The sequence below is a fragment of the Pseudomonas sp. S30_BP2TU TE3576 genome, from assembly GCF_050436025.1.
Taxonomy (GTDB): Bacteria; Pseudomonadota; Gammaproteobacteria; order Pseudomonadales; family Pseudomonadaceae; genus Aquipseudomonas.
This window is the reverse complement of record NZ_JBNDLK010000001.1, coordinates 2,811,223-2,835,616: the sequence shown is the minus strand read 5'-3', so window position 1 is coordinate 2,835,616 and position 24,394 is coordinate 2,811,223. Positions and strand designations below refer to the sequence as shown.

Genomic DNA, 24,394 nt, shown 5'->3' with positions numbered 1-24,394 from the left:
CAGCACTCACCAAACTTATACATGCGCCGCCTCCAGCAAGATCCGCCCGCTTGAGCAAGTGGCGGTTTCATTGCGATAGGCGAAATACAATTTGCCGCGCGCCGGGTCGAAGCGCAGGTGCAGCTGGACTTCATCTCCAGGGCGCACCAGTTGCTGGAACTTCAAGACTTCCATGCCGGCGAATTTTTTCGGCAGGTTCATCAGTTGCTGGCCCAGGCTCAGCGCCCAGTCCACCTGCACCACACCAGGCAATACCGGCGCCTTGGGGAAATGACCGCTGAAATAGGCCAGGTCCGGTGGCACGGCCAGTTGCAGGCTCCATTCGCCATTGCTTTCGACTTGCTCCAGCACCTCCGGGGCTTTGGGGCGCGGTGCCAACAGCAGGGCGTCGACGTCGGCCTGGGGCAGTTTGCCCTGGGTGTTCAGCGGCATTTGTCGCAGCAGGCGCCAGCGTCTTGGCAGGGCCAGGGCTTCGCAGTGTTGGCTCAGGTGCTGGCGCAATTGCTCGGTGAGGCTGCGTCGACCCTGATTGCGCAGAACATGCAAACCGGCCTCGCTCAGCACCAGCAACGCCCCCAGGGAGGCACGGTTTTCCTGAACGACGCCGAGCCGCGCTTCGACGACCCACTCATGAGCCATCAGCGCCTGTTCCAGCATCGGCAGCGAGATGCGTTTTTCTTCCAGTTTGACGATCCGGTCCAGTCGCCCGAGCAATTCGAAGCGACCATCGACGGCGATGCGCGCTGAATCGGCAGTCTGTTCGACATGGCCGCCAGGCAAGTAGGGCGAAGCGATCAGCAGCGCACCCTCACTGTCTTGAGTCAGCGTGACATCGGCAAAGGCCTGCCAGAGTTCAGCGCCCTGACGCCAGGCGATGCCGCCGGTTTCCGAACTGCCGAAAATTTCCGTTGGCCATTGCCCCAGACGCTCATGCAGGCTCTGTGCGGCCTCGACCGGCAATGCGCCGCCGGAGGAAAATACCCGGCGCACCGCGCTCAAGGCAGGCCAGTCGAGGTTGTCGCCCATGCGTTTGAGCAGCGCCGGGCTGGCCACCCAGGCGAAGGCCGGGTACTCGCGGCTGGCGCGCTGCAGGTCTTCCGGAAAGGCCAGCTGCCGACGTACGAACGGGCGCCCGGCACACAGCGGCCACAGCACCCGGAATAGCAGGCCATAGATGTGTTGGGTGGCAACGCTGCCGATAATGCATGCCTGGCCAAGATCAGCGCCCCATAACTGCTCCAGGGCTTCGACTTCATTGGCCAGTTGGCGCAGGTTCTTTTCGATGCGCTTGGGTTCACCACTGGAACCGGATGTGCACAGGCTGAGTTGGCAGTGATCGAGATCCAGCGCTGTCGCACTCAGTGGCGGATGACGAAAGTCGCTCAGGTGCGCATCGTCGGGCTGATCGCTCAGCCACAGATCAACTTCACCTGACCAGCGCTGGCGGGTTTGCGGTTGCAGGTCGGACGGCAGCAACACACTGACCCCGGCACGCCAGGTGCCAAGCAACGCGACCGCCAGATCGGCGGCATCTTCAAGATGCACGGCGATCTGCCGCACATCCCGGACTTGCAGGCCGGCGGCCAGGCGCAGCGCCTGTTCGCACAGTTGGGCGTGATCCAGTGCCGGGCCGGTCGTTACGGCGCGCTCCGGCTGAGCCTTGAGCAGCAGGTGCTCAAGTTTTATCCAATTCATGGGCGGCCTCGTACCCTTTGTCGTATGAGCCATTCAATGGCAAACATCAGGCCTATCAATCCGTAGGAAATCAGACCGGTGTACAGCGTCCACCAGCTCAGCGGCGCCCACAGTGTCAGGGCGGCGGCGCACACACCGTTGCAAAGAAAAAAGACGCTCCAGGCGATGGTCACCTGACGGGTATAGCGAATCCCCTCGTCCGGCAATTGCGGCTCGCGCACCCGGGCCAGGCGTTCGACGATCGGTGGGCCAAATGTCAGGCTCGATCCGAACAGCACCAACATGAAACCGCTGATCAACACCGGGTACCAGCGCAGCAGCGCCGGGCTGTCGAACAGTGCCAGCAACAGACAGAACACAATGGCCACCGTGGCCATCCACAAACTGCCCGGTCGTCGTTTTCCCGTCAGTGCGCGAGCCAGCCACAGTCCACCCAGCAGCAGCCCGAATTGCCACGGGGCGAAATGCTCCATGCCGAAATACACCGCAAAGGGATACAAAAGGCCCGCCAGCAGCAGGCCGAGGCCAATCAAGCGGCTCATGCGGCCGGTTGAACCAGACGATAGACCGCCTCGACCACGTCACTGACGGTACGCACCGATTTGAATTCTTCGGCCGCGATTTTCTTGCCGGTCTGGCGTTTGATGTGATCAATCAGGTCGACCGCGTCGATGCTGTCGATTTCCAGGTCCTGATACAGGTTGGATTCGAGGCTCACACGTTCGGGATCCAGTTCGAAGAGCTCGACCAAGGCATCGCGCAGGGTGTTGAAAATGTCGTCACGAGTTTGCATGGTCCGGTCTCAAGCTGCCTGTTTTGCGGTGACGAACGCCGCAAGGCTCGCCACGTTACTGAAGTGATTGCGTGTGTCTTTGGCATCGGCGTCGATTTTGATGCCGTACCTTTTCTGGATGGCCAGGCCCAGTTCCAGGGCGTCCACCGAGTCCAGGCCCAGGCCTTCGCCGAACAGCGTCTGGTCGTTGCCGATGTCTTCGGCACTGATGTCTTCGAGGCCCAGGGCGTCGATGATCAGTTCTTTGATTTCCAGCACCAGGCTATGGGTGTACAGATCGCTCATCTTCGGCGAGCTCCTTGATAAAGTAAGAATGCAAATAATCGTTGAGCTTGCGCGAGGCTTGCGGAGCCGGCCCCAGCGAGGCGAAGGCCTGTGGGTCTATATCGGCCCCAACCCGAAAACTGAAGTGTACGCGCCGTTTGGGGATGCGATACCAGGGCTCGGCCTTGGTCAATGTGGTCGGGCTGACCCTGATAATGACCGGGGTGAGGATTTTCGCACCACGCAGGGCGATTGCCGCGCCGCCCCGATGAAAGGCCGGCGCCTGGCCGGGCCGGGTGCGCGTGCCTTCGGGGAAAATGATCAGGGTCTGGCCGTCTTTCAGCGCGTCGGCGGCCGCGTCGAGCATGTCCATGCTGCCGTCGTTGCTGATGTATTCGGTGCAGCGCAGCGGTCCGCGGGTGAAAGGGTTTTCCCAGAGGCTTTGCTTGACCACGCAGTTGGCGTGACGCACCAGGCCGATCAGAAACACCACGTCGATCAGCGACGGGTGATTGGCCATGATCATCTGCCCGGGACGACCGAGTTTTTCCGCGCCTTCAATGCTGTAGGTCAGCACCCCGGTACGGGCCATGAAACGCACAAAAATCCAGAAACAGCGGCTGACCGTTTGCCGGGCCCGCAGCCGATGGGTCTGGGCGTCGCCAGGCAGGCAGTTCAGCACAGGGAAAATCACCAGGCGCAGGCACAGCCCGCCCAACCCGAACAGGGCAAAGCTCGCGGCGGTGGCCAGCAAGCGCCAGTAATAGGCGTCGCGGTTTTTCTCGGTCACGGGTTGCGTTGCCAGGTCCATACACGATTTTTCCAGGCATGTTGGCAGGTGGTTTGCTGGCCGAGCAGCGTACGCAGCAGATTCAGCGCGTGTGGCCAGCGGGATTTGGACAACGCATCCGACGGGCTGTTCAGGGACAACTGCCAGTCGGTACCGGGGGTAATCAGCAGGCCGACGGCATAAGGGAACGGCACGTCGTCGATCCAGGTTGAGTAAGCCTCGGGTGGCTGCTCTTCGGTGATCACCAGCAGTACCGCGGGAGCGCCTTCAGCCAGCAGCGCGGCCGCTTCCAGCATGCCGTGTTCCAGGCCGTCGCCTGCGGCAGCCAGGGCCGTCATTTCGCTGGTTTCACCCCGCATGATCGACCACAAACCAATAATCGCGTTATGCACAGACAAGCTGAACTGGGTCGGCGACAGCGGCTGATCGGTGGCCAGATCACTGAGAATGTCGACCGTGCGAGGCGTTTCGCCGTGACGGGAAACAAAGACCAATGGCAGACCCTGCCGACCTTCGGCCAATGGCCAGCCGACACAGAATGCCATCCGTGCCAGGCGGCTGAGCCGCCGACGCTGCATGGCCGGCAGAAACGAAACGTCGGGAGCGGCACCGCTGTCCGGCGGCACGACCGGTTGTCGGCTCCAGGCCTGCCAGTCGTTCACGCTATCAAGCCCCGGGGCCCAGGCGCGCCATTGGGCGATGTTGAAGTTGATCACAGACATTCATCCCACCCTTGCGGGCTTACTTGACGCGGGGAGTGGCCGAGAGCCGAGACTCGCCCTGCGCGGCGTTTGGCGCCGAGTGGCGCGCATTATCCCGGTGCCGGGAACGTGTAGCAAATGCTGGTTACATTTTGCTCAGCAAGATGAAGCGGCTGACGCGCAAAAAAAAGAACGATTGGTAATTATTCACAAATTCATTACCCCGTCTGTCGGTTCTGGCGTCGAATCAGCGGGCCGTTCAGGGCTTTTCAAGCAAGGCAAGGCAACTGACTGCGTAGTCCTTTGACCGACAAGGTAGCGAAGCATCGTCGTGGACCACTACACTCGGTCATTCTTTGATACACGGAGGTTTTGACATGCGGCGCGTGGTGTTCAATCAGAAAGGTGGCGTTGGCAAATCCAGCATCGCCTGCAATCTGGCGGCGGTCAGTGCCAGCGAGGGCTTTCGCACCCTGTTGGTGGACCTCGACGCCCAGGCCAACTCCACTCAGTACCTGACGGGGCTCACCGGTAGCGATATCCCGATGGGCATCGCCGATTTCTTCAAGCAAACGCTGTCTTCCGGGCCGTTCTCCAGGAAGAATCAGGTCGACATCTACGAAACCCCGTTCGATAACCTCCATGTCGTAACCGCCACCGCCGAGCTGGCGGACTTGCAGCCAAAGCTTGAAGCCAAGCACAAAATCAACAAACTGCGTAAGTTGCTTGAAGAACTGAGTGAAGACTATGACCGGATTTACCTCGATACCCCGCCGGCGTTGAATTTCTACGCGGTTTCGGCGCTGATCGCGGCCGATCGCGTGTTGATTCCTTTCGACTGCGACAGTTTTTCACGCCAGGCGTTGTACGGCCTGATGGCGGAAATCGAAGAATTGAAGGAAGACCACAACGAAAGCCTGGAAGTCGAAGGCATCGTCGTCAACCAGTTCCAGGCCCGTGCCAGCCTGCCTCAGCAAATCCTCGACGAACTGATCGCGGAGGGCCTGCCGGTGCTGCCGGTGTACCTGGCCAGCTCGGTACGCATGCGTGAATCCCACCAGGCCAATACGCCGCTGATCCATCTCGACCCGCGGCACAAGCTGACCCAGCAATTTGTCGAGCTGCATAACCTGCTGGAAAACGCCTGATTCTGGCTGCCAACACAAAACCCCTGTGGGAGCGGGCTTGCTCGCGAAGGCGTTGTATCAGTCAACATAGATGTTGAGTGAAGCGGCCTCTTCGCGAGCAAGCCCGCTCCCACAGGGTTGCGTGGTGTTTCAGATGCCCTGGCTACGCAGCCAGGCGATCAACTGCGGTAACGGAAAGGCCCCGCTCTGCCGGGCGACTTCCCGGCCGTTCCTGAACAGGATCAGGCTCGGAATCGAGCGAATCCCCAACTGTGCCGACAACTGCTGGTTCGCCTCGCTATCGAGCTTGGCCAGCCGGCACTTGCCCGCCAGTTGCCCGGCTGCTTGTTCGAACACCGGTGCAAACGACTTGCACGGCCCGCACCAGTCCGCCCACACGTCCACCAGCAACGGCAGATCGCCCTTGATCTGGCTGGCGTAGTCGCCTTGTTTCAATTCAAACGGTTTGCTCAGCAGGACTTCAGCCTTGCAACGCCCGCATTTTGGATGGTCGTTGAGACGCTCGGCGGGAATGCGATTGAGGCCGTTGCAGTGGGGGCAGGGGATGAGGAGCGGGTCGGTCATTGTCAGACTCCGAAGGGTTGGGCAATCAATGTTGGTGATTTGGAGCCGGGAGCGGGGTTTGTCAAGTCAGGGTCGCTTGAGGTTGATCTAGTGACTGTCGCAAATGCTCACATTTTCCAGGCATTCAGTTTTGAAGTGCTGGCTACGCTGAAAGCAACTCGGTACCCCATTCGGCTTGCGAGGTGTTCGCTTTGATTGCTGCTGCGTGCTACTTTTGTTGCACTTATTCAAAAAACCATGGCTCTCAATTACCGGATAGGAGTGATCCCGTGTCCGTGACTTCCAAAATCCGCCGTCAGGGCGGTGCCGCGGTTATGACGATACCGCCGACTCTGCTCAAGCTGCTGCACTTGGAGGTCGGGGCGCAACTGGAGCTGAACGTTGTCGATGGTGAGTTGATTGCGCGGCCGGTTTCACCTCCTGCCCGCAAACGTTACAGACTTGCAGAACTCCTTGAGGGTTCCGATGAAATAGCTGAGCTGAACGAACAGACAGCGTCTGCTCGTGAAGGTGGGCCAGTCGGCCGGGAGTTGGGTTGATGGTTCGTCGGCAAGCCCCACAACGGGGAGACGTTTACTGGATCGATCCGAATCCGGTTGCGGGTCGTGAAATGATGAATCGGCATCGTTTTGTAGTGATCACGCCAAGAGAGATCAATTCACTCGGTGTCAGCATGACGGTACCTGTGACCAGTGGCGGGAGCTTTAGCCGAGGTTCCGGTCTGGCAGTTTTCGTATCCGGTCACGAAACGAACGGCGTCGCCGTGTGCAATCAGGTGCGCAGTTTTGACATTGAACAGCGGGTACGTGATGGCTCGGCCAAGTTTATCGAGCGCCTGGATGACGTGACGATGGCTGACATCGTTGCTCGAGTTGTCAGCGCCATCGATCCTTTGGATTAGTTACCTCACGACGAGCAACTGATCTCCAGGTGCTTGCCCCATTCCGGCGGCCTCTCTGCATAGCTTTCCATCCCCGGTTGTTCTTCGAACGGATTGCACAGCACCGCGTGCAGTCGGCGGACTTCCGAGTAGTCGCCGCTCTCTGCCGCATCGATGGCCTTTTGTGCCAGGTAGTTGCGCAGGATGTACAGCGGGTTGACCGCGTGCATCCGCTGGCGGCGCTGCTCTTGATCAAGCGCGCCTTCACGGGCCACCCGGGCGATGTAGCGCTCGCCCCAGGCATCAAAGCCCTTGAGGTCGACGAAGTCATCACGCAAGCGGGTGATGGCCTGTTCTGGTGCTGCATCACCCAAGCGACGGAAAAACAGGCTGTAGTCGACGCCGCTGTTCTGCATGAGTTGCAGAAGCTGCTCCAGCAGTTTCTGGTCATCGTCTTCGGCTGTTGTCAGGCCGAGGCGGCGGCGCATCAGGTCCAGGTAATGGGCCTGGAACAGCGGCAGGTACAGGCCGAGGGTTTCGCGCAGGGCTTCGACGCTGATGAACGGTGTCAGGGCCTGGGCCAGCGCGCTGAGGTTCCACTGGCCAATCGGCACCTGGTTGCTGAAGGAGTAACGGCCCTGGTCGTCGGAGTGATTACAGATGAAGTTGGCGTCGAAGTCGTCGAGGAAGGCGAACGGGCCGAAGTCGAAAGTAACCCCGAGGATCGACATGTTGTCGGTGTTCATCACCCCGTGGCAGAAGCCATAGGCTTGCCATTTGGCGATCAGTTCGGCATTGCGCTCGACCACTTCGCGGAACATTGCCAGGTACGGCTCCGGTTGTTCCAGGCATTGCGGGAAGTGCATGGCCAGCACGTGATCACCGAGCTCTTTCTGCTGCTCGGGGCGTTTGGTGTAGTAGAAATATTCGAAGTGCCCGAAGCGCACATGGCTCGGCGACAGCCGCAAGAGCATGGCCGCGCGCTCCTGCTTTTCGCGCCACACCGGGGTGTCGGAGCCGATCACGCACAGAGCGCGGGTGGTCGGGATGTTCAGGGCATGCAGGGCTTCGGAGGCGAGGAATTCGCGGATCGACGAACGCAGTACCGCCCGGCCATCGCCCATGCGTGAAAACGGCGTCTGGCCGGCGCCCTTGAGGTGCAGGTCCCAATGTTCGCCGGCCTCGTTGTACACCTCGCCCAGCAACAGGCCGCGACCGTCGCCCAGTTGCGGGTTGTAGAAACCGAACTGATGCCCGGAATAGACCATCGCCCTGGGGATCGCGTCGGCCCAGAGCTTGTGGCCGCTGAACAGTTCGGCGAACTCCGGGGTTTCGGCCACGCCCGGGTCGAGGTCCAGCAGCGCCATGGCGGCGGGGCTGGCCACGACCAGGCGTGGATTGTCGATGGGCTCGGGCAGCACATGGGCGGAAAACGCATCGCCCAGGCGGTCGAAGCGATTATCGAAAGTGAGTTCGTCGAGGGCTTTCAAGGGCCGGCTCCAGCAGAATGTCCGAGCATTCTGCTGGGGAAAGGCCGGTTAGTCGAGTTTGGCGGCGGGCGGTTCTTGCGGCGGTTTGCCGTCGACCAGTGGCACGATGGTTTTCGCTTCCGGCTCGATCGGCACCATCTTGTATTCCTGGCCATGCAGGTTCTTGAGGTAAACCTCCATCTGCCGGAACGAGATATTGATGTGCTGCTTCTTGAACTCGCGGTTGATGAAGCGGTTGACCTCATCGAGCACCGGGTTGCGGTCGCCGAGGTCGCGCACGTGCATGCGCAACTCATGGTCGAGGGTGCTTTCACCGAAGTTCAGGAAGTACACGTGCGGTTCCGGGTCTTTCAGTACGCGCGGGTTATCGCGCGCAGCCTTGAGCAACAGTTCTTTCACCAGGTCCAGGTCGGAGCCATAGTCGACGCCGAGCTTGAGGGTCACCCGGGTGATGGTGTCGGTCAGGGACCAGTTGATCAGTTGCCCGGTGATGAACGTCTTGTTCGGGACGATGATGTCCTTGCGGTCGAAGTCGGTGATGGTCGTGGCACGGATGCGAATCTTGCTCACCGTACCCGACAGGTTACCGATGGTGATGGTGTCACCGATCCGCACCGGGCGCTCGAACAGGATCATGATGCCGGAAATGAAGTTGGCGAAGATCTCCTGCATGCCGAAACCAAGGCCGACCGACAGCGCTGCCACCAGCCATTGCAACTTGTCCCAACTGACGCCGAGGGTCGACAGCGTCGAGACGAAACCGACACCGGCGATCACGTAGGACAGCAGCGTAGTGGTGGCATAGGCGCTGCCCTGGGCAAGATTCAGCTTCGACAGTACGAACACTTCGAGCAAGCCCGGGAGGTTGCGGGCCAGGGCGAAGGTGATGCCGATGATGATCAGCGCACCAAGCATGTCGCCGATGCTGATTGGCACCATGCTCATATTGGCGCCGGTGCCGCTGGTGTATTCGTAGAGGGTGACGTTGTCCAGGTACGAGAACACCGTGATCAGGTCGGCCCAGACCCAATACAGTGCCGCCATGAAGCCGCCGAGCAGCGCCAGACGGATCAGGCGCAGGGACTGTTCGTTGACCTTCTCGATGTCCATGCTCGGCTCTTCGATCACCGCTTCGCCATCGCCGGCCTCTTTCGCCGCCTGACGTTTGGTCAGGGCACGCTGGTAGGCCAGGCGTCGGGCCGCCACGCTGAGGCCGCGCACGAAGGTGGCTTCGATCACCAGCCAGAACATCAGCAGGTACAGGGTGTTGATCAGACGATCACTGAGTTTCAGCGCGGTGTAGTAGTAGCCGAAGCACACGGCCACGAACAACGCCACGGGCAGGGCGGTGAACAGGATCCCCACGAGCTTGCGGAACAGCGAGGCGTTCTCGTGGGTCGGGCTGCTGATCAGCAGGCGGCTGAGCAGCAAGGTCATCAAGGCATAGCAGGTGAGCACGACCGGCATGCCGATCACGTCATCGGCCAGCGCCGCCGGTTGCAGTTCGGCAACGGCCACTACGGTCACCAGTGCCATCACCACGATGCCGAGGCGGCGGACCCATACGCGCAGGAATTCCACCTGGGGCTTTTCCCAACGGAAATGCAGTTCTGCCACCCCACCCGGTGCGAGGATCCGGTAGGCGGTGTAGAACACCAGCCAGGCCCCGGCCATTTGCAGTAGCGCCGCACCCATATTGGCGTTCTGCCCACGGGCGTCGATTCGCAGGGCCAACCCGCACAATGCAAGGCCCAGGGAAACCGGCATCGCCAGCAGGATGTTGATCAGAATCGCCTGCGGCGTGTGCCACTGGCTATCGCGTTTGAAGTGACCGATGTCCTGGTGAACCTTGATCAGTCGCGCGTACAAATTCTTGCGGCGCCACAACAGCGCACCGATCAGCAGTGCCAGTGGCAGGAACAGCAGCGGGCGCTGGGTCAGGCCGTCGGCCAGTTCGCTCAGGCTTGAAAGTACCGGTAGTGAATCAAGTTGACGCTGGAGGCGATCCGGCGCACTGCGAATCCACTCCAGCTCCAGCGGCTTGTTGCTCGGAATCCAGAACATCTGCTCATCGAGTGTCGCCCGCAGGCTTTGCGCCGTGCTGAGCAGTTGCTTCTGGTTCAGTTGCAGGGTGATGGACTCATTGAGCACTGCGCTCAGTTCGCGGTTGAGTCGCTCCAGCAGGTCGGCGCGGGTAGTGGCCAGTTCCATCAGGCTTTTGCGCAACTGAGGCGTGACTTGCTCGGGGGGTTGGGTCGACAGCAGGTTTTCGACGTAGGTGGCCGGATTGCTCAGCAGTTCCCGTTGCTGGCTGACTTCGAACTGATACAGGCGAATGTCGGCGATCTGGTCGGCCAGGTTGCGGTCGAGCCGCAGGCGCGGCAACGCTTGTTTCTGTTTGTAGAGAATCTTCGAGAGCAGCAGGCTGCCCTTGAGCACGTTGATTTGCTCGTCCAGCGCCGAATCGCTCTGGGTCAGGCTGTCCAGTTGCTGCTTGGTCTGCAGGTTTTGCTGGGTGACTTCATTCAGGCGGTCGGTACTTTTGAGCAGGTAATCCGAGAGCTTCAGGTTGGCCGCGCTTTCGGTGGCCAGAAGACTGCTGCCACCAGCCTTCTGCGCTTCGATGGATTGCTGGGTGACCGTTTCCTGGGACAACGCCAGACGCTTCTGGTTGATCAGGTTTTGCAAGTCCTGGATTTCCTTATCCAGGCGGTCGGACCGCTCCGACAACAGGTCATGCTGGCTGTTGCCGAGGTCTTGCAATTGGGTATTGCCGGCCAGTTCCTGGCGCCGCAGCGGGATCAGGGCGTTCAGCGCTGCCAGCTCGGCATTGAGCTGGTCGCGCTGTTCGGCGCTCAAGGTCTTGCCGCTGTCCTTGCCGGTCTTGAGGATGTTGTTGATCTGCTGGATGCGCGTCTGGCTGCTGGAAATCTCCGCCTGGGCGCGCTCGGGGCGGGTCTGGGCGGTGATGATCAGGCTGTTGGCATCGGCCAGGGCTTTTTGCAGATCGCTTTGCTGGGTGGAGCGCTCGGCCAGCATTTGCTCCAGTTGCTGGATCGGTTCTTTGGCGAAACGCTGCGCCACCGGCACCACGGTGCTGGCCTTGAGGCGGGTCAGTTCGCGCTGGTTCTCGACGGCCTGTCTGGGCGCATTGTTCAATTGCTGCTTGAGCGCAGTCAGTTTCTGCTCGTAGTCACGCTTGTTGTTGAGCTGGCTCAGCGTGTTTTGCAGGACGGTTTGCAGGGCCTTCTGATCGGCTTCCGGCAGCTTGCGGTCGGCAATCTTGTCCAGGCTCGCCTGCACGGCTTCGCTGGAAGGCGGTTCGGCTGCTTGCAATGTACCGAAAGTACCGACAGAAAGACTCAAGCCCAAAAGGGCAATGGCGAAAATGGAGCGCAGGTTAGGCATAAAGACCGGTCAAGCAAGTGAGAGTGGAAGCAGTTTAGAGGAAGAGTCCGGGGCCCGGGCGACTTCCTTCGGGGAATCTGACGCCCACTTTGCCGATCTTGTTCCCGTCCATGACCGCCACGGTCCAGATGGTGTTGTTCCATTCCACCTGGTCACCCACCACCGGCGCGCCGCCGACTTTCTGGGCAATGAAGTGGCCCAGGGACATGTCCGGATCAATGCCTTCGGCCTTCAGGCCATACAGGGCGGCAACCGCGGCCAGCTGGGCGTCTCCTTCCAGTACGAAGTCGCCGAAGAAGCGCAGGTCAAGGCCCCGTTGTGGTGCCTGGCTGAAGAGTTTTCCGAGGGCCGGCAGGTTGTGTTCATGGCCGATAACACACAGCAAATCATCGACTTCGAGCACCGTACTACCCGACGGATGGAGCAATTGTTGACCACGAAACAGGGCGGCGATGCGGGTGCCTTCGGGCATTTTCAGCTCGCGCAGGGGCGAACCGATGCACCATTTCTCCGCGCCGAGGCGATAAACGAACAGCTCCCACTCGCTGGTGACGTGCACTTCCAGGGCCGAGCGCGAGATGGGCGCAGGCTCCGGGGGCACCGTGACCTTCAGCAGCTTGGCGACCCACGGCAGGCTCGTGCCCTGAACCAACAACGACACCAGGACGATAAAGAATGCGAGGTTGAAGTACAGCTGGGCGTTGGGCAGGCCGGCCATCAACGGGAACACCGCCAGAATGATCGGGACCGCGCCGCGTAAGCCGACCCAGGAAATGAACGCTTTCTCGCGACCATGGAATGCCTTGAACGGCAGCAGGCCAACCAACACCGACAGTGGCCGGGCAAACAGAATCATCCACAGCGCCAGCGCCAGCGCCGGCAAGGCAATCGGCAGCAGATCGTGAGGTGTCACCAGCAACCCCAGTACCAGGAACATGCCGATCTGTGCCAGCCAGGCCATGCCGTCGAGCATGTGCAAAATGCCGTGGCGGCTGCGCACCGGACGGTTGCCGATCATCAATCCACACAGGTACACGGCGAGGAAGCCGCTGCCGTGCAGGGCGTTGGTCAGGGCAAACACCACCAGGCCGCCGGCAATGACCAGAATCGGATACAGGCCGGTGGCCAGGTTGATGCGATTGACCAGTTGCAGCATGAGCCAGCCACCGCCCAGGCCGATGACAGCACCAATGCCGAACTCGCGCAGCAGGTGGGTCAGCAGGCTCCAGTGCAGGCCGGTCTGGCCGCTGGCGAGCATGTCGATCAGGGTGACGGTGAGGAACACCGCCATCGGGTCGTTGCTGCCGGATTCGATTTCAAGGCTGGCGGTTACCCGTTCGTTCAGGCCTTTGCCGCCCAGTAGAGAGAACACCGCCGCGGCGTCGGTGGAGCCGACGATGGCGCCGATCAGCAGGCCCTGGATCAGGTTCAGGTTGAACAGCCACGCGGCCGCCATGCCGGTCAGCCCGGTGGTAATCAGTACCCCGACGGTGGCGAGGGACAACGCCGGCCATAACGCCACACGGAAACTCGACACCCGGGTGCGCAAGCCGCCGTCGAGCAGGATCACCGCCAGCGCGAGGTTGCCGACCAGATAAGCCGTGGGATAGTTGTCGAAAATAATGCCGCCGCCATCGACGCCGGCCGCCATGCCGACGGCCAGGATAATCACCAGAATCGGGATGCCGAGGCGGGACGAAAGTGAGCTCACCAGAATGCTCGCACCTACCAGCAACGCGCCGATCAAGAACAGGCTGTTGATGGTCGTTGCATTCAAAGGCAGTACTCCAGAAATCTGAAAGGCGGGCACAAACTGACCATGCAGTCTGCGTGCCAGCGATTCTAACCTGTTGAAATGTGATGCTGTCAAAAAGCTTTTGAGTCATCGCAGACCCCCTGTGGGAGCGAGCTTGCTCGCGATAGTGGTGTATCAGTCGCCATCAATGTTGAATGTGCCGGCCTCATCGCGAGCAAGCCCGCTCCCACAGGGGACGCGTTACCGGGTGATTAGAGGCTAAACCGCCCAACCATCGTGTTCAGGTCCACCGCCAGGCGCGACAGCTCATTGCTCGCCGCACTCGTCTGATTCGCCCCGGTGGCCGACTGCACCGACAGATCGCGAATGTTCACCAGGTTGCGGTCCACTTCACGGGCCACCTGCGCCTGTTCTTCGGCGGCGCTGGCGATCACCAGGTTGCGTTCGTTGATTTCGACGATGGCGCTGTTGATGGTGTCCAGCGACAGGCCGGCGCCGCGAGCGATGTTCAGGGTCGATTCGGCGCGCTCGGTGCTGTTGCGCATCGAATCCACCGCGTGCTCGGTACCGCTCTGGATGCTGCCGATCATGCGTTCGATTTCACTGGTCGACTGCTGAGTGCGGTGAGCCAGGGCACGGACCTCGTCGGCCACCACCGCGAAACCTCGACCAGCCTCACCGGCGCGCGCGGCCTCGATGGCGGCGTTCAAGGCCAGCAGGTTGGTCTGGTCGGCCAGGCCACGGATCACATCCAGCACCTTGCCGATGTCGCGGGACTCGTTGGCCAGGTCGCCGATCAGGGTCGCGGTGCTTTGCACGTCGGCGCTCATGCGTTCGATGGCGCTGACGGTTTCCTGCACCAGGTCACGACCGTCACCGGCAGACGTGGTGGCGTTCTTCGACGCTTCCGAGGTGCTGACGGCGTTGCGGGCGACTTCTTCCACGGCGCTGGTCATTTCGTTGACCGCGGTGGCAGCCTGTTCGATTTCGTTGTTTTGCCGGGTCAGGCCGCGGGCACTTTCGTCGGTGACACTGTTGAGTTCTTCGGCGGCCGAAGCCAATTGCGTGGCCGAGCCGGAAATGCGTTGCAGCGTGTCGCGCAATTTTTCCTGCATCTTCGACATGGCCAGCAGCAAGCGGCCGGCTTCGTCATTGCCGTCGACGGTGATCGGGCGCGTCAGATTGCCTTCGGCGATCTGTTCGGCGGCGCTCAGGGCCTTGGCGATCGGTTGGGTGATGCTGTTGGTCAGCAACCAGGCGAGCAGCAACGTCAGGGCGGTGGCGATCGCCAGCAGGGTGATCACCAGGTTGAACGCCGAATCGTATTGGTCGGCCGCCTGCTGGTTGGTGTCGTGGGTCTGCTGGGTGTTGATCTCCAGCAGGCGGTTCAATACGGCGTTGATTGCCTCGGAGTTGCTCAGCAAGTCGGTATTGAGCAGGTTGCGCAGTTCATCGACCTGATTGTTGCGCGACAGGGTCTTCATCCGGTCTTCGATCTGGCGATATTGCCCCAGCAGTTGCACGTATTGATCGTAGGTGGCGCGTTCCTGCGGGTTGGCGATCAGCTTTTCGTAGGTCGCCTGGGCGGTGCGAATCTGCTGGTTGCGCAGCTCCAGCAGTTCCATGGTTTTCTGCTGCACGTCGGGTTCGCGGTTCACCAGCAAACGGTAGGACAGCACGCGCAGGCGCAAGGTGAGTTGGGTGAACTCGTCCAGGCTCTTGATGCTCGGCACACTATTGTTGGTGATATTTTCGGCGGCGCCGCGGATCTTGCTCATCTGATTCAAGGCAAACACCCCCAGAACCATCATCAAGCCGCCGATCAGCGCAAAGCTGAGGAACGCCCGAGGGGCGATATTCATATTACGAAGGGACATGGCGTTCACCGAAAAAGAGCGCATCCGTGCGGGGCTGAGGCTGCTGTATGGATGACTTATCGGTCGCCGGACCTAAGTCTTGAGCCCTGCGTGTTTCAGCCGGTTGCACCTTGTGGCGACGAAGTGCCGGAACCAGATCGGCCTCACACAGTCTTTAAAGCTCGCGAGGAAGGTCGCCCGTCAGCAAAATCAAGGCTTTGCGCCTGTATAACCCTGGCATCCACGGTGACTTTTCTTTATCGTACGCGCCCTTTGAAAAAGCCCGGAAAATCAAAATGTTGGAAGCATCCCTAAGCCAATTGGAACAACTGGTCAGTGACCTGGTGCAGCAGAACCAGACCCTGCTCGGCACCAACCAGACCCTGGCTGCAGAACTGGCCCAGGTCAAAGATGAAAACGAAAGCCTGCAACTGAGCCTAATGGAGCAGGAAGAGAAGCAAGGTGCCACGGCGGCTCGCATCCAGGCCCTGGTTGAGCGTGTCAGCGCAGGTCCTGTCAGCGCATGAGTTACAACGCCGCAGGGGTAAAAGTCGTCTCGATCCTGGGGGAGGACTATTCCATCAAGGCACCGGCAGGGGAAGAACAAACCCTGCTGGACGCCGCGATGATGTTGAAGGCAGCCCTGGCCGAAACCAAGAGGAAGTACCCGACACTGATCGGTGACCGACTGCTGGTGCTGGCGGCGATGAATCTGTGCTCCCGGCAGATCGAAATGCAGAAGCAGCACAAGCTCGAACTCGACCGTTACCAAGAGCAAGTCAGCGCCACGGTTGAAGTGATCTCCAAGACGATCAATCAGGCCTGATCGGCTTTGCGCACAACCAAAGAATAGATTGTCGATTGGCTTGTATACAATCGGCACGGCTGTTGCAGTGTTTCAGCCTCTTATTCTTTGGGGGTGCTCAATGCAGTTCTGGCGACGCAGTATTCAATGGCAGTTGATCCTGAGTATGGGCACTGCCCTGCTGGTCAGTATTTTGATCGTGGTTGGCATTTATACCCTGGTGGTCAACCGCCTCGCCCAGAGTTATCTGGTCGGGCAAGCCTTGCCGTCGAGCATCGAGGCGATGCGCAACGACATCGAGCGGATCCTCGTTCAGCCCCTCACCGCCGCCAAGGACATCGCCAGCAACAGCATGGTGCGCGACTGGCTGGCCGGGGGTGAAGACAGTGCCCGGACCGGCACGTTTACCACCTATCTCGAAGGCCTGCGCGCCGAGCACAAAGCCTTTACCGCGCTGATTGTCGGCACGGCGTCCAATCACTACTTCACCGAAAAAGGCCTGGACCGGACCCTCAGCCGTTCCAATCCCAAAGACGCCTGGTTCTATGCGTTCCTCGACAGCAACCAGCCGCGCACCCTCAATATCGACAACGACACGGCCACCGGAGAATTGGCGCTGTTCATCGACCTCAAGGTCGAGCAGGCCGGTAAAGTCGTGGGCGTTGCCGGGCTTGGCCTGAGCATGAAAGAGCTGTCGGAGCTGATTCACAACTACAGTTTTGGTGAGCGCGGCAAGGTCTATCTCGTGCGTTCCGACGGTTTGATCCAGGTCCATCCTGAAGCTCAATTCAGCGGCAAGCGCACCTTGACCGAGCAGATTGGTGCTACGGCAGCGCAAGCGGTGATGGGTCAAAATAACGCCACCAACAGTAGTTTTGTGCGTGATGGCGAAGATTATCTGGCATTGAGCTTGCCGCTTCGCGACCTCGGCTGGACCCTGGTGGCCGAAGTGCCGCAGTCGCAAATTTACGCCGAAGCCCGCCGCGCCATGTGGATGAGCAGCGGCATCGGTTTGGCGGTAGCGCTGGTGTGCCTGTTGCTGGTGGTGTTGCTGGCCCGTGGATTGGTGCGGCCGATTCGTCAGGTAACAGCGGCGTTGGTTGCCATCGGTAGCGGTGGTGGAGATTTGACTCACCGGTTAGATTCCAGTCGCGCCGATGAGTTGGGCGATCTGGCGCGCGGTTTCAATCGGTTCCTGGATAGCCAACGCGACATGATCGGTGAAGTGCTGACCACCAGCGAACGACTGCGCACCGCTGTCGGCCAGGTGGCGCGGGTGGTGGACAACACAGCCGAACGTTCCGGGTGCCAGCAGGAAATGACCGACATGGTCGCCACTGCTGTCCATGAAATGGGCCTGACCGTTCAGGAAATCGCCCAGAACGCCGGCAATGCGGCGCTCGCCTCGCAAACGGCTCGGGACGAGGCGATGCAGGCGCGGGAAGTGGTGGGCGGGTCGATCCGGCATATTGAAAGCATGTCCCGGGAGATCGGTGTGGCGGCGACAGCGGTGGGTGAGCTGGCCCATCAGGTGGCGTCCATCGATCAGGTGCTGGCGGTGATTCGCGGGATTTCCGAGCAGACCAACCTGCTGGCACTCAACGCCGCTATCGAAGCGGCGCGGGCCGGGGACATGGGCCGTGGGTTTGCCGTGGTGGCCGATGAAGTGCGCACCCTGGCGCGGCGCACGCAATCGTCCACCGATGAAATCCAGCAGATGATCGGCAGCCTCAAGCAAGGCGCGGAAAACGCGGTGTCGTCGATGCATTCCGGGCAAGCCGCGACCGGCACTGGTGTCGAGTCGAGCCAGCGTACCGGCGCTTCATTGACCGCAATTACCGGGCAAGTGGAGCGCATCAGCGATATGAACCATCAGGTGGCGACGGCGACGGAAGAGCAGTCGGCGGTGACCGAAGAAATCAATCGTAACGTGCAGGGCATTTCCGATCTGGCCCGGGCAACAGCGGGGGAGGTCAGGGCCTGCCGTGAGGATTGTCAGACGTTGCAGCGGTTGGCGGATGACCTGGCGCGGCAGATGGGTGGGTTCAAGCTGCGGTGATGTGGCGTTTGTGTGGACGCCTTCGCGAGCAAGCCCGCTCCCACATTTGAAATGCATTCATCTGTGGGAGCGGGCTTGCTCGCGAATGGATCTAAGCAGCACTACAAGTATTTGGGGCTAGAACCACTCATCCTGCATGCCCAGGCAAACATCGTCCCGAGCCTCAAGAATCGCCAGTTCATGGTGACACCCCGGCACTTCCCACGTCAGGAAGTAGCGCGCCGCCTGCAACTTGCCTTTATAGAAGCCGACATCCGCCGCATTGCCTTTGGCCAGGCCTTCCTCGGCGCGGATCGCCTGTTCCAGCCAGCGCCAGCCAATCACGGTGTGACCGAACACCTTCAGGTACAGCGCCGAGTTCGCCAGGCTGCTGTTGACCTTGCCCTGGGCCAGGTCCGTCAGCAGGCCGATGGTCACGGCTTGCAGGCGTGCCACCAGTTTTTCCAGCGGCTCGCGCAGCGGCGTCAGCGAATCAAACGCCTGGGCGCGCTCGGCAGTGTCGGCGATCAGGCGGATCAGTTGCTTGAGCCCCGCACCGCCGTTCTGCGCCAGTTTACGGCCCAAAAGGTCCAGCGACTGAATGCCGTGGGTACCTTCGTGGATCGGGTTCAGGCGGTTGTCGCGGTAGTACTGCTCAACCGGGTACTCGCGGGTGTAGCCGTGGCCGCCGAGAATCTGGATCGCCAGTTCGTTGGCCTTCAGACAGAACTCCGACGGCCAGGATTTGACGATCGGTGTCAGCAGGTCCAGCAATTCATGGGCCTGCTTGCGTTCGGCTTCGGTCTCAAGGGTGGTGGTGTCATCGAACAGTCGTGCCGCGTACAGGCCGAGATCGAATGAGCCTTCGACGTAAGCCTTCTGCGTCAGCAGCATGCGTTTGACGTCAGCGTGCTGGATGATCGCCACCGGTGCGGTGTTCGGATCCTTGCTGTCCGGCACGCGGCCCTGCGGACGTTCGCGGGCATATTCCAGCGAGTACAGGTAGCCGGCGTAGCCGAGCATCACCGCGCCCATGCCGACGCCGATCCGTGCTTCGTTCATCATCTGGAACATGTAGCTCAAGCCATGGTGCGCCTTGCCCACCAGATAGCCGACACATTCGCCGTTATCGCCGAAATTCAGCGCGGTAGAGGTGGTGCCGCGCCAGCCCATCTTGTGGAACAGCCCGGCCAGCAACACGTCATTGCGCTTGCCGAGGCTGCCGTCGTCGTTGACCAGGAACTTGGGCACGATAAACAGCGAAATGCCTTTCACCCCGGCCGGCGCGTCCGGCAGCTTGGCCAGCACCATGTGCACGATGTTCTCCGACAGCGGGTGATCGCCACCGGAGATGAAGATCTTGTTGCCCTTGAGGCGATAAGTGCCGTCGGACGCAGGCTCGGCGCGGGTACGAATATCCGACAGCGATGAGCCCGCGTGGGGTTCGGTCAGGGCCATGGTGCCGAAGAATCGGCCATCGATCATCGGTTGCAGGAAGCGACGTTTCTGCTCGTCGGTACCGAAGCTTTCGATCAGGTTGGCCGCGCCCATGGTCAGGAACGGATAAGACGTCGACGCAGCGTTGGCCGACTGGAAGTGCGAAAAACAGGCCTGTGACAGCAAGGTAGGAAGCTGCATGCCGCCGGCGTCGAAACTGCGCGCAGCATTGAGGAAACCGGCCTCGAGGAAGGCATCCACCGCCGGTTTCACTTCCGGAATCAGAATCGCCTGACCGTTTTCATAGCGCGGCTCGTTCTCGTCGCCCTTGCGGTTGTGCGGAGCGAAGAACTTCTCGGCGATGCTGCGAGCGGTACCGATGGCCGCATCGAAGGTTTCACGATTGTGCTCGGCGAAACGCTCACGCTGGGTCAGGCCCTCGGCATCGAGGACTTCGTACAGCTCGAAAGCCAGATTACGGGAACTGAGCAACGTCTCGGACATGGCGGCCTACCTTTTTATTGGGATGGGCCGAGTCTAGTCTTGTGAATTTATGCTGAATAGCATGATTGATGAGCGTGATGGTGGGGCAGAGAAGCGACTTGTCAGGCACCACAAAACAATTGTGGGAGCGGGCTTGCTCGCGAAGAGGTTGTCACATTCAACATTTAAGTTGACTGACAGTCCGCTTTCGCGAGCAAGCCCGCTCCCACAGGGATTTGATTGCCAGGCAGCTATCGTGGCTGCCTGGCTTATCGGGTTTAGCCGATGGTCATCAAGCTCGCATTACCACCCGCTGCAGCGGTGTTGACGCTCAGTGCGCGTTCGATCACCAGGCGTTCCAGCGCAATGTTGGTTTCGCCTTGCGACAGACCCTGCACACCGACAATGGCGCCAGCACGTTTGGCCACTTGCTGGCAAACCGCACGCAACTGGTCGGAATGGCCGTGATGCAGAACCGCATCAAACACCACTTCGTCCTTGTTCCAGTCGGAAACCAGCTTGATGCGTGCCTGAATATCCTTCGGCAGACGTGCGAACAATGCCTTGGTCAAGTCAGCTTCCGGCCAGACTGCCGAACCGCCGACAGCCAGTACCGCCGCCAGTTGAGTCAGCAGGTCGCCTTCGACTTCCGCCAGGCACAGCACGTGTTCCCGTGGCAGGATCGCGTAGCTGTTGCGCTCGCCGGTCGGGCCAGCCAGGACGCGGGTGATCCCGCTTTGCGATTGTGCGGCGTACTGCACGCACAGCGTGCTCAGGTCGGCAAACTTGTGGCTGTCGGCCCAGGCTTTCAGGGCGGTCAGCGGCTTGCTCATGGCGTCGCGCAGACGAACGTCCGGTGCCGCGGCGGCATCACCGCGAGCGAAGGATTGTTCGATTGCATCCGCAGGACGCGTCGACAGCAGACGGTACAGGTACAACGGGCCACCGGCTTTCGGGCCGGTACCCGACAGGCCTTCGCCGCCGAACGGCTGCACGCCGACCACGGCACCGACGATGTTGCGGTTCACGTAGACGTTACCGGCGTTGACGTTGTCGATCACCTTGGCGATGGTTTCGTCGATGCGGGTGTGTACGCCCAGCGTCAGGCCATAGCCGGAAGCGTTGATCTGACCGATCAGTTGATCGATGTCTTTGCGCTTGTAGCGAACCACGTGCAGCACCGGGCCGAAGATTTCCCGCTGCAACTCGTCGAAGCTTTCCAGTTCGATCAGCGTCGGCATCACGAAGGTACCGCGTTTGACTTCTTCGGCGTCGGCGATAGCCACCTGGTACACGCTGCGACCTTTGTCGCGCATGGCCTGGATGTGCTTCTCGATGCCAGCCTTGGCTTCGGCGTCGATGACCGGGCCGATGTCCACGGACAGGCGCTCAGGGTTGCCGAGACGGCTTTCAGCCATCGCGCCCTTGAGCATTTCGATGACGCGGTCGGCGGAATCTTCCTGCAAGCACAGGACGCGCAGGGCCGAGCAACGCTGGCCGGCACTGTCGAACGCCGAGGAAACCACGTCTATCACCACTTGTTCGGTCAGGGCCGAAGAGTCGACGATCATCGCGTTCTGGCCGCCGGTTTCGGCGATCAGAGGAATCGGACGACCCTGGCTGTCCAGACGGCCGGCGATGTTGCGTTGCAGCAAGCGCGCGACTTCAGTGGAACCGGTGAACATCACGCCCTTGACGCGTTCGTCGCCAACCAGTCCGGCACCGACGGTTTCACCGCGCCCCGGCAGCAGTTGCAGTACGCCTTGCGGAATGCCGGCTTCGAGCAGCAGGCGCACGGCTTGAGCGGCAACCAGCGGCGTTTGCTCCGCCGGCTTGGCCAATACTGGGTTACCGGCCGCCAGTGCGGCAGCCACCTGGCCACTGAAGATTGCCAGCGGGAAGTTCCATGGGCTGATGCATACAACCGGGCCCAACGGGCGGTGAGCATCATTGGTGAAATCGTTGCGTGCCTGCACCGCGTAGTAACGCAGGAAGTCCACGGCTTCACGGACTTCGGCGATGGCGTTGGCAAAGGTCTTGCCGGCTTCACGAGCCAGCAGGCCCATCAACGGCTGGATCTCGGCTTCCATCAGGTCGGCGGCACGCTCCAGGATCGCGGCGCGCTCGGCGGGCGGCGTGGCCTGCCAGATCGGTGCGGCGTTGAGGGCGCACTGGATCGCGTTGTCGACGTCTTCGACGGTGGCTTCCTGTACATGGCCAACCACGTCACGCAGGTCGGACGGGTTCAGCACTGGAACCGGTGCTTCGTTGCTGGACGCGCAACCGAGCATCGGCGCAGCTTTCCAGTGGTTGTGCGCAGTCGCGAGAAGCGCGCAGGACAGCGATGCCAAACGATGTTCGTTGGCCATGTCGATGCCGCTGGAGTTGGCGCGTTCGGAACCGTACAGGTCACGCGGCAGAGGAATGCGCGGGTGCGGCAGGCCGAAACCACCTTCCACGGTCGCCATCTGCTCGATGCTCGCCACCGGATCGGCCACCAGTTCCTGAATGGAAATCGACTGGTCAGCGATGCGGTTGACGAACGAGGTGTTCGCGCCGTTTTCCAGCAGGCGACGTACCAGGTAGGCCAGCAGGGTTTCGTGGGTGCCAACCGGAGCGTACACGCGGCACGGACGGTTCAGCTTGCCTTCGGAAACCTTGCCTACAACCTGTTCGTACAGTGGCTCACCCATGCCGTGCAGGCACTGGAACTCGTACTGGCCGGGGTAATAGTTCTGACCGGCGATATGGTAAATGGCCGACAGGGTGTGGGCGTTGTGGGTGGCGAACTGCGGGTAGATAACTTCCGGCACCGACAGCAGTTTGCGTGCGCAAGCGATGTAGGAAACGTCGGTGTACACCTTGCGGGTGTAGACCGGGTAGCCTTCCAGGCCTTCAACTTGGGCGCGCTTGATTTCGCTGTCCCAGTACGCACCTTTCACCAGGCGGATCATCAGGCGATGACGGCTGCGGCGTGCCAGGTCGATCACGTAGTCGATCACGTACGGGCAACGCTTCTGGTAAGCCTGGATCACGAAACCGATGCCGTTCCAGCCAGTCAGTTGCGGCTCGAAGCACAGACGCTCGAGCAGATCCAGCGACAGCTCGAGGCGGTCGGCTTCTTCGGCGTCGATGTTCAGGCCGATGTCGTATTGCTTGGCCAGCAGGGTCAGCGACAGCAGGCGTGGGTACAGCTCATCCATTACGCGCTCGTACTGCGCACGGCTGTAACGCGGGTGCAGTGCAGACAGCTTGATCGAGATGCCCGGGCCTTCATAAATCCCGCGGCCGTGGGAGGCTTTGCCGATCGAGTGGATGGCTTGTTCGTACGAGGCCAGGTACTTCTGGGCGTCGTGCTCGGTGAGTGCGGCTTCACCCAGCATGTCGTAGGAATAACGGAAGCCCTTGGCTTCGAACTTGCTGGCGTTGGCCAGGGCTTCGGCGATGGTTTCGCCGGTCACGAACTGCTCGCCCATCAAGCGCATGGCCATGTCGACGCCCTTGCGGATCATCGGCTCGCCGCTCTTGCCGATGATGCGGCTCAGGGACGACGTCAGGCCGGCTTCGTTGTGGGTCGACACCAGCTTGCCGGTCAGCAGCAAGCCCCAGGTGGCGGCGTTGACGAACAGCGAAGGGCTGTTGCCCAGGTGCGGCTGCCAGTTGCCGGTGCTGATCTTGTCGCGGATCAGGGCGTCACGGGTGCCTTTGTCCGGGATGCGCAGCAGCGCTTCGGCCAGGCACATCAGCGCCACGCCTTCCTGGGACGACAGGGAGAATTCCTGCAGCAGGCCCTGAACGATGCCGGCACGGCCGCCAGCGCTCTTCTGATTGCGCAGTTTTTCAGCAATCGAGGCGGCGAGTTTATTGGTGGCTTCGGCCATCGGTGCCGGCAGGCGAGCCTGTTCGATCAGCATCGGCACGACTTCCGGCTCAGGGCGGCGGTAGGCGGCGGTGATCGATGCACGCAGTACCGATTGCGGCAGGATGCTTTCGGCGAATTCGAGGAAGCACTGGTGGGCGTGATCCAGCGGTGCGTCGACGGAGTCGTCGGAGTCCTTGGTCAAACCGCTCAGCTCAGTCAGGGTTGCACCACCCTCGAGTTTTTCCAGGTAATTGAAGATTGCCTGCTTGATCAGCCAGTGCGGCGTGCGATCAATCGAGGTTGCGGCGGCCTTGAGGCGTTCGCGGGTCGGGTCGTCAAGTTTGACCCCAAGGGTGGTGGTAGCCATGTTTTTATCCTCATGTTTGCCACGACTGCGCGGCATCAGCTGGCGGCAAGATTAGCC

General features: G+C 60.9%; 18 protein-coding genes and 3 pseudogenes. 7 read left to right on the top strand and 14 right to left on the bottom strand.

Annotation, left to right across the window (positions count from 1 at the left end):
- Positions 1–15: 15 nt before the first annotated feature.
- From ABIA48_RS12775 to ABIA48_RS12750, 6 genes are read right to left on the bottom strand one after another with little or no spacing between them, the layout of a single operon-like run.
- Positions 16–1,695, bottom strand: coding sequence for an AMP-binding protein (locus ABIA48_RS12775; RefSeq protein ID WP_429489040.1), 1,680 nt, complete (start codon positions 1,693–1,695; stop codon positions 16–18).
- Positions 1,692–2,237, bottom strand: a complete 546-nt coding sequence (locus ABIA48_RS12770) for a hypothetical protein (RefSeq protein WP_429489038.1) — start codon at positions 2,235–2,237, stop codon at positions 1,692–1,694. The genes ABIA48_RS12775 and ABIA48_RS12770 overlap by 4 nt, the downstream gene beginning before the upstream one ends.
- Complete coding sequence (locus ABIA48_RS12765) at positions 2,234–2,488, bottom strand: acyl carrier protein (protein WP_007992314.1); 255 nt, start codon at positions 2,486–2,488, stop codon at positions 2,234–2,236. The genes ABIA48_RS12770 and ABIA48_RS12765 overlap by 4 nt, the downstream gene beginning before the upstream one ends.
- 9 nt (positions 2,489–2,497) lie before the next feature.
- Positions 2,498–2,773 carry a phosphopantetheine-binding protein gene (locus ABIA48_RS12760; RefSeq protein WP_204930787.1) on the bottom strand — a complete coding sequence of 92 codons (276 nt, stop codon included), beginning with the start codon at positions 2,771–2,773 and terminating at the stop codon, positions 2,498–2,500.
- The gene (locus tag ABIA48_RS12755; RefSeq protein WP_429489035.1) at positions 2,751–3,563 is read right to left on the bottom strand and encodes a lysophospholipid acyltransferase family protein; all 813 of its coding nucleotides are present in this window, start codon (positions 3,561–3,563) and stop codon (positions 2,751–2,753) included. The genes ABIA48_RS12760 and ABIA48_RS12755 overlap by 23 nt, the downstream gene beginning before the upstream one ends.
- Positions 3,539–4,264, bottom strand: coding sequence for a beta-ketoacyl synthase chain length factor (locus ABIA48_RS12750; protein ID WP_429489033.1), 726 nt, complete (start codon positions 4,262–4,264; stop codon positions 3,539–3,541). Before ABIA48_RS12750 ends, ABIA48_RS12755 begins: the two co-directional genes overlap by 25 nt.
- Positions 4,265–4,620: 356 nt before the next feature.
- Here ABIA48_RS12750 and ABIA48_RS12745 point away from each other — a divergent pair, with 356 nt between their 5' ends.
- Complete coding sequence (locus ABIA48_RS12745) at positions 4,621–5,391, top strand: ParA family protein (RefSeq protein ID WP_429489031.1); 771 nt, start codon at positions 4,621–4,623, stop codon at positions 5,389–5,391.
- Between the two features lie 129 nt (positions 5,392–5,520).
- Here the strand turns inward: ABIA48_RS12745 and trxC are convergent, their stop codons facing one another.
- Positions 5,521–5,955: a thioredoxin TrxC gene (gene trxC / locus ABIA48_RS12740; protein ID WP_429489029.1), complete on the bottom strand. Its 435-nt coding sequence runs from the start codon at positions 5,953–5,955 to the stop codon at positions 5,521–5,523.
- Positions 5,956–6,224: 269 nt separating this feature from the next.
- On the opposite strand from trxC, the gene ABIA48_RS12735 reads away from it, so the two are divergent.
- Both ABIA48_RS12735 and ABIA48_RS12730 read left to right on the top strand, forming a co-directional pair.
- Positions 6,225–6,494, top strand: a complete 270-nt coding sequence (locus ABIA48_RS12735) for an AbrB/MazE/SpoVT family DNA-binding domain-containing protein (RefSeq protein WP_007981166.1) — start codon at positions 6,225–6,227, stop codon at positions 6,492–6,494.
- Positions 6,494–6,856: a type II toxin-antitoxin system PemK/MazF family toxin gene (locus tag ABIA48_RS12730; protein WP_007981168.1), complete on the top strand. Its 363-nt coding sequence runs from the start codon at positions 6,494–6,496 to the stop codon at positions 6,854–6,856. Before ABIA48_RS12735 ends, ABIA48_RS12730 begins: the two co-directional genes overlap by 1 nt.
- A 5-nt stretch (positions 6,857–6,861) precedes the next feature.
- Here the strand turns inward: ABIA48_RS12730 and selO are convergent, their stop codons facing one another.
- From selO to ABIA48_RS12705, 5 genes and pseudogenes are all read right to left on the bottom strand, one after another.
- Positions 6,862–8,325: a protein adenylyltransferase SelO gene (selO, locus tag ABIA48_RS12725; protein ID WP_429489027.1), complete on the bottom strand. Its 1,464-nt coding sequence runs from the start codon at positions 8,323–8,325 to the stop codon at positions 6,862–6,864.
- Positions 8,326–8,373: 48 nt separating this feature from the next.
- Positions 8,374–11,733: a mechanosensitive channel MscK gene (mscK, locus tag ABIA48_RS12720; protein WP_429489025.1), complete on the bottom strand. Its 3,360-nt coding sequence runs from the start codon at positions 11,731–11,733 to the stop codon at positions 8,374–8,376.
- Between the two features lie 34 nt (positions 11,734–11,767).
- The gene (locus ABIA48_RS12715) at positions 11,768–13,510 is read right to left on the bottom strand and encodes a potassium/proton antiporter (protein ID WP_429489023.1); all 1,743 of its coding nucleotides are present in this window, start codon (positions 13,508–13,510) and stop codon (positions 11,768–11,770) included.
- Between the two features lie 230 nt (positions 13,511–13,740).
- Positions 13,741–14,340 (bottom strand): annotated as a pseudogene (locus tag ABIA48_RS12710) (methyl-accepting chemotaxis protein); the annotation flags it as partial.
- A gap of 303 nt (positions 14,341–14,643) precedes the next feature.
- Positions 14,644–15,300 (bottom strand): annotated as a pseudogene (locus ABIA48_RS12705) (MCP four helix bundle domain-containing protein); the annotation flags it as partial.
- A gap of 341 nt (positions 15,301–15,641) precedes the next feature.
- On the opposite strand from ABIA48_RS12705, the gene ABIA48_RS12700 reads away from it, so the two are divergent.
- The 4 genes and pseudogenes from ABIA48_RS12700 (at position 15,642) to ABIA48_RS12685 (ending at position 18,209) form a co-directional block, all read left to right on the top strand.
- On the top strand, positions 15,642–15,872 hold the full coding sequence (locus ABIA48_RS12700) for a hypothetical protein (RefSeq protein WP_007981178.1): 231 nt from the start codon (positions 15,642–15,644) through the stop codon (positions 15,870–15,872).
- Positions 15,869–16,171, top strand: coding sequence for a cell division protein ZapA (locus ABIA48_RS12695; protein ID WP_204930769.1), 303 nt, complete (start codon positions 15,869–15,871; stop codon positions 16,169–16,171). Before ABIA48_RS12700 ends, ABIA48_RS12695 begins: the two co-directional genes overlap by 4 nt.
- A gap of 100 nt (positions 16,172–16,271) precedes the next feature.
- Positions 16,272–17,345: pseudogene (locus tag ABIA48_RS12690) on the top strand (HAMP domain-containing protein); the annotation flags it as partial.
- Positions 17,346–17,363: 18 nt separating this feature from the next.
- A complete protein-coding gene (locus ABIA48_RS12685) occupies positions 17,364–18,209 on the top strand; it encodes a methyl-accepting chemotaxis protein (protein ID WP_429492856.1) in 846 nt (281 codons plus the stop codon).
- Positions 18,210–18,326: 117 nt separating this feature from the next.
- Here the strand turns inward: ABIA48_RS12685 and ABIA48_RS12680 are convergent, their stop codons facing one another.
- Both ABIA48_RS12680 and putA read right to left on the bottom strand, forming a co-directional pair.
- Positions 18,327–20,129, bottom strand: coding sequence for an acyl-CoA dehydrogenase (locus tag ABIA48_RS12680; protein ID WP_429489021.1), 1,803 nt, complete (start codon positions 20,127–20,129; stop codon positions 18,327–18,329).
- 257 nt (positions 20,130–20,386) lie between these two features.
- Complete coding sequence (gene putA, locus ABIA48_RS12675) at positions 20,387–24,337, bottom strand: trifunctional transcriptional regulator/proline dehydrogenase/L-glutamate gamma-semialdehyde dehydrogenase (RefSeq protein WP_429489019.1); 3,951 nt, start codon at positions 24,335–24,337, stop codon at positions 20,387–20,389.
- Positions 24,338–24,394: the final 57 nt, after the last annotated feature.

Bases quoted from the DNA above. Each gene is read 5' to 3' on its own strand.
- ABIA48_RS12760 (WP_204930787.1), bottom strand. From the start codon at position 2,773: ATGAGCGATCTGTACACCCATAGCCTGGTGCTGGAAATCAAAGAACTG.
- mscK (WP_429489025.1), bottom strand. From the start codon at position 11,733: ATGCCTAACCTGCGCTCCATTTTCGCCATTGCCCTTTTGGGCTTGAGT.
- ABIA48_RS12770 (WP_429489038.1), bottom strand. From the start codon at position 2,237: ATGAGCCGCTTGATTGGCCTCGGCCTGCTGCTGGCGGGCCTTTTGTAT.
- trxC (WP_429489029.1), bottom strand. From the start codon at position 5,955: ATGACCGACCCGCTCCTCATCCCCTGCCCCCACTGCAACGGCCTCAAT.
- ABIA48_RS12685 (WP_429492856.1), top strand. From the start codon at position 17,364: ATGATCGGTGAAGTGCTGACCACCAGCGAACGACTGCGCACCGCTGTC.
- ABIA48_RS12680 (WP_429489021.1), bottom strand. From the start codon at position 20,129: ATGTCCGAGACGTTGCTCAGTTCCCGTAATCTGGCTTTCGAGCTGTAC.
- ABIA48_RS12730 (WP_007981168.1), top strand. From the start codon at position 6,494: ATGGTTCGTCGGCAAGCCCCACAACGGGGAGACGTTTACTGGATCGAT.
- ABIA48_RS12695 (WP_204930769.1), top strand. From the start codon at position 15,869: ATGAGTTACAACGCCGCAGGGGTAAAAGTCGTCTCGATCCTGGGGGAG.
- ABIA48_RS12750 (WP_429489033.1), bottom strand. From the start codon at position 4,264: ATGTCTGTGATCAACTTCAACATCGCCCAATGGCGCGCCTGGGCCCCG.
- ABIA48_RS12775 (WP_429489040.1), bottom strand. From the start codon at position 1,695: ATGAATTGGATAAAACTTGAGCACCTGCTGCTCAAGGCTCAGCCGGAG.
- ABIA48_RS12745 (WP_429489031.1), top strand. From the start codon at position 4,621: ATGCGGCGCGTGGTGTTCAATCAGAAAGGTGGCGTTGGCAAATCCAGC.
- ABIA48_RS12755 (WP_429489035.1), bottom strand. From the start codon at position 3,563: ATGGACCTGGCAACGCAACCCGTGACCGAGAAAAACCGCGACGCCTAT.
- putA (WP_429489019.1), bottom strand. From the start codon at position 24,337: ATGGCTACCACCACCCTTGGGGTCAAACTTGACGACCCGACCCGCGAA.
- ABIA48_RS12700 (WP_007981178.1), top strand. From the start codon at position 15,642: ATGTTGGAAGCATCCCTAAGCCAATTGGAACAACTGGTCAGTGACCTG.
- ABIA48_RS12765 (WP_007992314.1), bottom strand. From the start codon at position 2,488: ATGCAAACTCGTGACGACATTTTCAACACCCTGCGCGATGCCTTGGTC.